General features: G+C 36.0%; 4 protein-coding genes and 2 pseudogenes. 4 read left to right on the forward strand and 2 right to left on the reverse strand.

Annotation, left to right across the window (positions count from 1 at the left end; translation table 11 throughout):
* Nucleotides 1-304: DUF4351 domain-containing protein (locus FFR48_RS24370; RefSeq protein ID WP_371851482.1), on the forward strand; the 304-nt coding region annotated here is incomplete at its 5' end.
* A gap of 101 nt (nt 305-405) precedes the next feature.
* Here FFR48_RS24370 and FFR48_RS24375 read toward each other — a convergent pair.
* Both FFR48_RS24375 and FFR48_RS24380 read right to left on the reverse strand, forming a co-directional pair.
* Nucleotides 406-1,995: a pentapeptide repeat-containing protein gene (locus FFR48_RS24375; RefSeq protein WP_137669153.1), complete on the reverse strand. Its 1,590-nt coding sequence runs from the start codon at nt 1,993-1,995 to the stop codon at nt 406-408.
* 303 nt (nt 1,996-2,298) lie between these two features.
* Nucleotides 2,299-2,691: a GxxExxY protein gene (locus tag FFR48_RS24380; RefSeq protein WP_236104168.1), complete on the reverse strand. Its 393-nt coding sequence runs from the start codon at nt 2,689-2,691 to the stop codon at nt 2,299-2,301.
* 240 nt (nt 2,692-2,931) lie between these two features.
* On the opposite strand from FFR48_RS24380, the gene FFR48_RS24385 reads away from it, so the two are divergent.
* From FFR48_RS24385 to FFR48_RS30650, 3 genes and pseudogenes are all read left to right on the forward strand, one after another.
* Nucleotides 2,932-6,012: a valine--tRNA ligase gene (locus FFR48_RS24385; protein WP_137669154.1), complete on the forward strand. Its 3,081-nt coding sequence runs from the start codon at nt 2,932-2,934 to the stop codon at nt 6,010-6,012.
* 49 nt (nt 6,013-6,061) lie between these two features.
* Nucleotides 6,062-6,124, forward strand: a pseudogene (locus FFR48_RS30645) (alpha/beta hydrolase); the annotation flags it as partial.
* Between the two features lie 14 nt (nt 6,125-6,138).
* Nucleotides 6,139-6,188, forward strand: a pseudogene (locus FFR48_RS30650) (alpha/beta hydrolase); the annotation flags it as partial.

Consider the following 6,188-nt stretch of genomic DNA (forward strand, 5'->3'; position numbering starts at 1 on the left):
GAGAGATAATTTAAGTAGAGAAGAGGAGGAAGAGATTATGAACTTATCACCAGCTTATTTACAACAACGGGAAGAATGGAGACAAGAAGCAAAGCAAGAAGGAAGACAGGAAGGAAGACAGGAAGGACAACTTTTATTGATAACTTCTTTGTTGGAAGGGCGGTTTGGTAGTTTAGATGCTGAGTTATCTGGTGCGGTGGAAAAGATTGCTAAATTTCCTATTGCTGAACGTTCTCAGTTACTTTTGTCTTTGGGTAGTTTATCCCGTGAGGAGTTGTTAGAAAGATTGCGGAATCGGGAATAATAGGATATATTGGTTACAATTTAGCCCTGAGATTTGAAATCTGGGGCTATACAAACAAAGCCTACCTGTGTAGGATAATTTTATGGATTATTTTTATCAACTTAATCTTTAAAATACCTGGCTTTAATTTCTGGATGTTCTGCTAAAAATCGTTCTATTTCTAAATATGACCATTTTTCGACTTCAATACCGTTTCTATCTCTTAAAGCATCTAATTTATCATGTAAAGTTGCGTCAATTATTCCGCTAGTCATAATACAAAAACCCTTAGCTTCTTGTGCTACTAGCATATCACTTATATCAGTGACTTGTGAGCTTCCAAGAGATCGCTTATCACTTTTTAACTTACATTGAGCTATCCATTTAATAGGTTTTTTATTAATATCTACACCTTTAAAAAATACAATATCTCGACCACCATCACGAGATCGAGAATTACCAATTTTATCTATATTAGTTAATTTATGTTTTTCTCTCAAAATATCATAACAAAGTTCTTCAAATTGATTATCATTTAACTGATTCCAAGAACATGATATATCATCAAATGTTGTGAATTTTGCTCCTTCTGTGTTAGACTTTGTTAAGTCTACTCCATGAAAATTTATATGTCGTAAATCAGCATTAGTAAAATCTGCTCCTCTTAAATCAGCACCTATTAAAATTGCATATCGTAAATCAGCATTAGTAAAATTTGCACCTCTTAAATTTGCATCATGAAAGTTTGCACAATATAAGTTAGTATTTGTGAAATTAGCATTTTGACAATCAGCACGACAAAAAATAGAAAAACTCAAATTTAAGCCTATAAGGTCTAAATTATGAAGATAAGAACTACTTAAATCTTTACCTATATATTGATTATAATCAAATGAATTATTTAGTAGATTAAATAAAGAAAGTTGATAATAATTTTTTATTAAATTATCTGATTTTCCATTAACAATTTTCCATGCTAAATACCACTTATGGTCTATTTTTGTCTTATCATCAATTATTGCACCAGTTAAATTTACCCAATTTAAATTAGCACCACTTAAATTAGTTCCACTCAAATCAGCATTTTTTAAATTAGCACCACTTAAATTAGTTCCACTCAAATCAGCATTTTTTAAATTAGCATCACTTAAATTAGTTCCACTCAAATCAGAATTACTGAAGTTAGTTCCAATTAAGTTAGCACCATTTAAGTTAATAAACTCTAATTTAGCACAACTTAATTCAGCATTACTTAAATTGATATCACCAAAAGTTAAATCTATACCATTAATAATTAAATTATTATCGTGTTCTTCTAAATCTGTATCATCATAAGTTAAGTTTACATCAAAAACATTGAATTTTGAATTAATAAGTTTCCATACACAATACCATTTATAATCTAATTTTGTCTCGCTATCAATTATTGCACCAGTTAAATTAGCATCACTTAAATCAGTAAGTCTTAGATTAGCATCATTTAAATAAGCATCACTTAAATCAGCACCACTTAAATCAGCACCACTCAAATTTGCATAATTTAAATTAGTAAGTCTTAGATTAGCACAACTTAAATCAGCATTTCGTAAGTTAGTAAGTCTTAGATTAGCACAACTTAAATCAACATCTCTTAAATCTATATTTTCCAAATCTAAACCCTGAAAATCTCTTTCTCCTGCTTCATAAAGTGCTATAAGTTCCTCAGCGTTCATACTGTTTGAGCCTTTTATACGGTATAGTTTATTTATAAATACCTTTATATTGTAGCAAATTTACAAACTGAATAAGGAATTATTATAATTTTGATACACAAGTTTTGTTTTTCCACCCAACTTTGAAAAAATATGTCACACTTTATCAATAGCTAACCGTAGTGCGATCGCCAATCATACTAAATGTATCTCTTTAAGATAAAATAGAATCAAGTAATATTATAAAAATAACCTCTAGTTTTTTGTAACGAACCGCAAAGTACGCAAAGTACACAAAGGAAGAGGATTTAAAGGAGGGTAAGGTTAGGAGGAAAAGATGATGCGTTTTATGCCTTCTTTGAGGAGGGAAACATTAAAGTTGATGAGGAGTGCAAGGGGGTATGTAGTCATTTTTAAATATGAGAGAACTTGTGCTTCATGGATAGGAGTTAAACTTTGCACAGATTTTAATTCTACTATTAAGGATTCTCCAACTAAAAAATCTAATTTACCCTCGCCTACAGGACGACCTTTATAGTATAGTTTTACTGGATGTTCACAGGTATGAGGTATTTCACGAAAAAGAAATTCTTCTCTTAAAGCCCTATGATATACCTCCTCTAAAAATCCAGAACCTAATACTTGATGTACCTCAATAGCAGCACCAATAACTCTATAAGCTAACTTTTCTACCTCTTCATTTGGCTGTCTCAGCATAACTTCCTTTGCTAACATTAAATAAATTACTTAATCCTCTTACTTTGCGAACTTTGCGAACTTTGCGGTTTAAACAAAACAAAGATCATCAAAACCAACAGACCATAAACCGTATTATCTCACACTTCCAAAACTTACCCATCTCCCAAATTTACTAACTTTGCGGTTCGTAACAAATCACCATCTATCCTACCTTGTGGCAAAATTGATCAGAGTCCTAAAAAACTGATAATTCCCAGCATGACCGCAACTATACCAAATCTCCCCAGTGTTTACGAATCATTCTCCACAGAAGCGAAATGGCAAAAATTCTGGGAAGAAAACCAAGTCTACAAAGCAGACCCCAACCACCCCGGTGAACCCTACTGTATTGTTATTCCCCCTCCCAACGTCACCGGCAGTTTACACATGGGTCACGCATTTGAAAGTGCGTTGATTGATGCCATCATTCGCTATCAAAGAATGAAGGGTAAAAACTCCCTCTGGCTACCTGGTACTGACCACGCAAGTATCGCAGTACAAACCATTCTGGAAAAACAACTCAAAGCAGAAGGTAAAACTCGCTACGACTTAGGTAGAGAAAAATTCTTAGAACGGGCTTGGCAATGGAAAGCCGAGTCAGGTGGTACAATTGTCAATCAATTACGCCGTTTAGGTGTTTCCGTGGACTGGTCGCGGGAACGCTTCACCCTAGATGAAGGTTTATCAAAAGCTGTTTTAGAAGCATTTATCCGTCTTTATGAAGAAGGTCTAATTTACCGGAGTAATTACTTAGTTAACTGGTGTCCCGCTTCTCAGTCTGCGGTGTCTGATTTGGAAGTCGAACCCAAAGAGGTAAATGGTAATCTTTGGCACTTCCGTTATCCTCTCAGCGATGGTTCTGGATTTGTGGAAGTTGCCACCACAAGACCCGAAACCATGTTAGGTGATACGGCAGTTGCGGTTAACCCGGAAGATGAACGGTATAAACATTTAATTGGTAAAACTCTCACCTTACCCATCATGAATCGGGAAATACCGATTATTGGTGATGAATTAGTTGACCCCGCTTTCGGTACAGGATGCGTTAAAGTCACTCCTGCCCATGACCCTAACGACTTTGAAATGGGTAAGCGTCATGATTTGCCGTTTATCAATATCATGAACAAAGACGGCACGCTTAACGAAAATGCGGGAGAGTTCCAAGGACAAGACCGCTTTGTTGCTAGAAAAAATGTAGTTGCTCGTTTAGAAGCCGACGGTGTACTGGTCAAAATAGAAGACTATAAACATACAGTACCCTATAGCGATCGCGGAAAAGTCCCCGTAGAACCCCTACTTTCAACCCAGTGGTTTGTTAAAATTCGCCCCATTGCAGATAAAACCCTCGATTTCCTCGATAACCAAAATTCCCCCGAATTTGTCCCCGAACGCTGGAGAAAGGTTTATCGTGATTGGTTGGTAAATCTGCGTGACTGGTGTATTTCCCGTCAATTATGGTGGGGTCATCAAATACCCGCTTGGTATGCAGTTAGCGAAACCGGCGGAGAAATTACCGACACCACACCCTTCTTTGTTGCTAAAACCGAAGCAGAAGCATTAGAAAAAGCTAAAGCCCAATTTGGCGAAGAAGTCAAACTAGAACAAGACCCCGACGTTTTAGATACTTGGTTTTCCTCTGGTTTATGGCCTTTCTCCACATTAGGATGGCCAGAACAAACCAAAGACTTAGAAACCTACTACCCCAACGCTACCCTAGTTACAGGATTTGATATCATCTTTTTCTGGGTAGCAAGAATGACCTTAATGGCAGGACATTTTACCGGAAAAATGCCCTTTAAAACCGTTTATATTCACGGTTTAGTTAGGGATGAAAATAATAAGAAAATGTCCAAATCAGCAAACAATGGCATTGACCCATTATTGTTGATTGATAAATATGGAACTGATGCCCTGCGTTATACATTAGTTAAAGAAGTAGTCGGTGCAGGTCAAGATATTCGCTTAGAATATGACCGCAAAAAAGACGAATCTATCTCTGTAGAAGCATCCCGAAATTTTGCCAATAAAATCTGGAATGCTGCCCGATTTGTCATGATGAATTTGGATGGACAAACTCCAGCCCAATTAGGTAAACCAGAACCCATAGAACTCAGTGATAAATGGATTCTTTCCCGTTATCATCAAGTAGTTAAACAAACAAATAACTACATTGATAATTATGGTTTAGGGGAAGCAGCCAAAGGACTTTATGAGTTTATTTGGGGAGATTTTTGTGACTGGTATATTGAATTAGTAAAATCCAGATTACAAAAAGATGCAGATCCCGCATCTCGGAAAATTGCCCAACAAATTATCGCCTACGTTTTGGAAGGGGTATTAAAGTTATTACATCCTTTCATGCCCCATATTACCGAAGAAATTTGGCAAACTCTCACCCAACAACCAGCAGAGAATCCCCAAGTTTTAGCTTTACAAAGTTATCCAGAAGCGGATACAAATTTAATTGATGCTGGTTTAGAAGAACAGTTTGATTTGTTAATTAATACTATCCGCACCATTCGTAATTTACGGGCGGAAGCTGATGTTAAACCAGGGGCAAAAATTACCGCAAATTTGCAAAGTGAAAGTGAAAAAGAAAGGTCAATCCTGACAATTGGGGAAGCATATATCAAAGATTTAGCTAAGGTAGAAACCTTAACTATTAATGCTCGCACTTCCATAGAAAGCACTCCAGAAAATACTGGAGAAGCACCAACAGAATTACCCAAAAATAAAGAACTTTTCAGTAGTTCCTATTGGCAGACCTTGAAAAATATTGGTTTAATTCTGGCGGTGTTAGTTACTCTCAGAGTCGTTATTTTTGTCGGCAATACATCTTTGCGGATACCCATTTTTGGTAGTTTCTTTGAAACAGTAGGTTTATTTTATGCAGGTTGGTTTGTAGTCCGTTATTTACTTAATGGTAAAGCCAGACAAGAATTATTTGCTAAATACTTCCCACCCAGTGAAGCACCGACACAACCAGAAATAGAACCTGCTACCACACAGGAAGAAGAAAAAGAACCTGCACAGGAAAAAGAAAATTCTATTTCCGGAGTTGTGGGTACTGTGCAAATTGTTATTCCCTTAACTGGAGTAGTTGATGTTGAAGTATTGCGGGCGAAATTAGAGAAAAGTTTGAATAAAGTTGAAGCGGAAGTTAAAGCTTTAACTGGAAGATTGAGTAATTCCAACTTTGTAGATAAAGCTCCCGCAGATGTGGTACAAACTACCAGAGATGCTTTAGCAGAAGCACAAAAACAAGCGGAAATTTTGCAGGAACGTCTGCGTACTTTATAACAGGTGAATGGTAATCGGTAAACGGTGATATAGGAAATAATTTTTCTCTATTACCAATTACCAATTACCAATTACCAATTACCAATTACCAATTACCAATTACCAATTACCAATTACCAATTACCAATTACCAATTACCAATTACCAATTACCAATTACCAATTACCAATTACCAA

Origin of the sequence: Sphaerospermopsis reniformis, assembly GCF_005402885.1 — a bacterium.
Classification (GTDB): Bacteria; Cyanobacteriota; Cyanobacteriia; order Cyanobacteriales; family Nostocaceae; genus Sphaerospermopsis; species Sphaerospermopsis kisseleviana.

What these genes read in the sequence shown, in the direction of transcription:
- FFR48_RS24375 (WP_137669153.1), bottom strand. Translation starts at nt 1,995, where the DNA reads ATGAACGCTGAGGAACTTATAGCACTTTATGAAGCAGGAGAAAGAGAT.
- FFR48_RS24385 (WP_137669154.1), top strand. Translation starts at nt 2,932, where the DNA reads ATGACCGCAACTATACCAAATCTCCCCAGTGTTTACGAATCATTCTCC.
- FFR48_RS24380 (WP_236104168.1), bottom strand. Translation starts at nt 2,691, where the DNA reads ATGCTGAGACAGCCAAATGAAGAGGTAGAAAAGTTAGCTTATAGAGTT.